The following is a 2,921-nucleotide window of genomic DNA, read 5'->3' as shown; positions in this document are numbered from 1 at the left end:
AAAAAACACACCAAACTCCCCCAAAACTCCCAAAAAAAAAAAAAAAAAAAAATACCACGGCCGGGCCCGGGCGCTCCCCCGGCGCCCGCTTCGGTTTTATTCCCCTCTTTTTAACAAACTCCGATCCGTTTGTCGGGTCCGGGTTTTTAACGGATAGCCTAATTCTTCCGAAATCACCTCAAGGATTTTCTGAGATAAATTTTTGAAGTATCTCGGCCAATTCTTCTCCCTTGTCTTCTTGGAGAAAGTGTCCCGCATTTGCAATCGTGACGTGTTTCTGACCTTTGGTTCCAGGGATGAGTCTTCGAAAAAAAATATCGGCTCCCTTTGTGATCGGATCGCTATCGCTGAAAGCGACGAGAAAGGGTTTTTTCCACGTTTTTAGAACTTCCCATGCTTTTCGATTTGGCTCCGATGCTGGGTCTTCCGGTGAGATCGGAACTAAAGCGGGAAATTTGCGGGCCGCCGCCTTAAACTTTTCCTCGGGATAAGGGGCGTCATAGGCCGCGACGACCTCTTTGGAAAGATCGGAAACACATCCGTTTTTTACGATCGTTCCGATCGAAAGACGTTTTACGTTTTGCGAAAATTGTCTCCATTTCAAAAAATCTTCTTTGGGTGGGATGTCCCCCGTGGGAAGAAACGTATTCGCCGCTACAATTCTCGAGAATCGTTCCTGATTTTCGGCGGCCAGGCGAAGACCCAAAAGTCCTCCCCAGTCCTGACAAAAGAGAGTAACGTTCTTAAGGTCGAGTGCGAAAAAGAATTCTTTCAGCCAATCCATATGGCTCTGATAGGAAAAAAAATCGGGGTCGTCGGGTTTATCCGATTTCCCGAATCCGATGAGATCGGGCGCGATCACACGATAACCGGCCTCGACTAAGGACGGAATCATTTTGCGATAGAGATAGGACCAAGACGGTTCTCCATGGAGCAAAAGTAAGGTCTCGAGTGAGTCCTTTTTTCCTTCGTCGACGTAGTGCATTCTCATGTTTTGAATTTGAATGTAGTTCGGTTGAAAGGTATAATCAGGCAGATTTTCAAAAGCGGAATCCGGTGTTCTTAAAATTTCCATGGGGCATTAGAATTCCCGAGATCGCCTTTCGGGGAAAGTACTTTTCGAAACGTTTTCTTCCTCGTTTTTGGAAAAGAATTCTTCTGCCGATTTTTGGTCAGCTGAGTTGAAACCGGATCAAACTGAATTCTGAGACGATCCAATCTAAGTTTTTCGAGAGTCGGGCGTTTTGTCTGAAAGTTTTGAAAGTCGGAGCTCTTGTTTTTCTTGAAAGAATTTTTAGAAGTTCCCTTGTGTAGGATGTCTTACAAAATTCGAATTCCGAGAGGGGTACTCTCAAGCGGTACATACAAACCTGTAGCCGGATTAATGCGACATAATGTACATTATCGGAAGTTGCCTGTTATGTCTACTTTATCCGTTTATCCCCCCTCGACAAAAGATTCTTATACCTTTCACGGAAAGAAAGAGCGTCCCAGATCATCTTTTAGGGCTCGAACGATCTTTGAAAACTGAATTTTTTAGATTTGTAATTCTTCCTAAAATTCTTCTTAAAAACAAAGGAACGTTAAGAAGTCTTTGGTAAGACGAGATAACGCAGTCTCGGAAAATGAACGTGAACCAGACCGGTTTTGGGAGACTCGTTCGCAAGGACGATTGTCTCGTCGTCGAGATGGACCAACTTCCCGAAAATTCTTTCATGATCGTAGTGTTCAGGATGAACGATCACTTCTTGTCCCGATTTGAGGTCGTAAGGTTCCGGTAACACATTTGCGGAAACGATCGGTTCCGGAGAACTCGTCGCAGCCGTTTTTAAGGCGTCTTCGGCGGTTAACAAAATTGATTCTCCGGAGCCGAACGTTTTCATTCTTGCAAACCATTCGTGCAAGTTTTCATTTCCGGGAACGAGAGGTTTGAACTTTCGAATCGTATTTAAAAACCAGAAAATTTGGTAGATAGCAAAATCGCCTCGGGCCGGAATCTCTCCTCCGAAAAACTGTTTTTTCGCCAAGACCTTTGCGAACTCGGGAAGTATTTTGGAAAGACTGAGTTGGAGATACGGAACCAGCTTTTCCATATTCTCCCTCGTCATTTTTTCCTGAGGTTGCATCGCGGCCCGGTCGTCGACGAGTTCCTGTGGAAGTTTTTGCGCGTAAGATCCCATCACAAATTTGGCGACTTTTAAGAATACGTCTGCGTCGACCAATTCAGCCAAAAGATTGGCGGACGCTGCGTCTGCGTTTTCGAGCGAGATCGGAGGTTCAGGGAAAATTCGATTGAGTTCTCCGAGGATCAATCTTGAATCACAATAGATATCGGATCCGATCTGTAAGACGGGCGCCCTTCTGTATCCTCCGGTCAAAATCGTTTGATCCGGTTTCGGCATGGTGATCGGAGTGATTACGGACAACCAAGTCGCTTTTTTGTATCCTAAAAAAAGCCGAACCCTTTCCGAGTATGGAGAGGCCGGATAATGGTGGAGAATGATTTCTTTTTTTGCAGTCATTCTTCAGAAGGTGGAACAGCGCTCTCTTTCCGACAAATCAAATTCTCATTCAAGGACGATTTAACGTTTGAAAAATAAGGCGGAGAATTTTTCGATTCGCCGTAAGTGGAACTCATAAGCCCCCTCCCAGAATTTTCCATAACCTTTTACCCAGAAGTTTTAAAGCTATTTAGAATGAAGAAGGATCCCCGTAAGAGCTTTTGTAGGAGTTCCTACGAAAACTCTGAGAGAGAATTTTCCTTGCAAAATTATAATTCTGTGATATAGGAAAATCACCCGGAGTTTTCCGCCCCCCGCCCCTCCACCCAAAATTTCAGCATAACCTTACCCACAAGTTAAAAAAGCGATTTCGAATGAAGAAGGATCCCAGTATGACTTTTTGTAGGAGTTCCTACAAAA

Annotated in this window: 2 protein-coding genes; both read right to left on the bottom strand. The window is 44.5% G+C overall.

Annotated elements, in window-relative coordinates; translation table 11 throughout:
* Positions 1–178: 178 nt before the first annotated feature.
* Positions 179–1,075 carry a haloalkane dehalogenase gene (locus JWG44_RS12710; RefSeq protein WP_205275337.1) on the bottom strand — a complete coding sequence of 299 codons (897 nt, stop codon included), beginning with the start codon at positions 1,073–1,075 and terminating at the stop codon, positions 179–181.
* A gap of 508 nt (positions 1,076–1,583) precedes the next feature.
* On the bottom strand, positions 1,584–2,522 hold the full coding sequence (locus JWG44_RS12705) for a glutathione S-transferase family protein (RefSeq protein WP_205275336.1): 939 nt from the start codon (positions 2,520–2,522) through the stop codon (positions 1,584–1,586).
* Positions 2,523–2,921 lie beyond the last annotated feature (399 nt).

This window comes from Leptospira ainazelensis (genome assembly GCF_016918785.1).
In the GTDB taxonomy this organism is placed as follows: Bacteria; Spirochaetota; Leptospiria; order Leptospirales; family Leptospiraceae; genus Leptospira; species Leptospira ainazelensis.
This window is presented reverse-complemented; position numbering and strand designations above follow the sequence as displayed.

Bases quoted from the DNA above. Each gene is read 5' to 3' on its own strand.
- JWG44_RS12705 (WP_205275336.1), bottom strand. From the start codon at position 2,522: ATGACTGCAAAAAAAGAAATCATTCTCCACCATTATCCGGCCTCTCCA.
- JWG44_RS12710 (WP_205275337.1), bottom strand. From the start codon at position 1,075: ATGGAAATTTTAAGAACACCGGATTCCGCTTTTGAAAATCTGCCTGAT.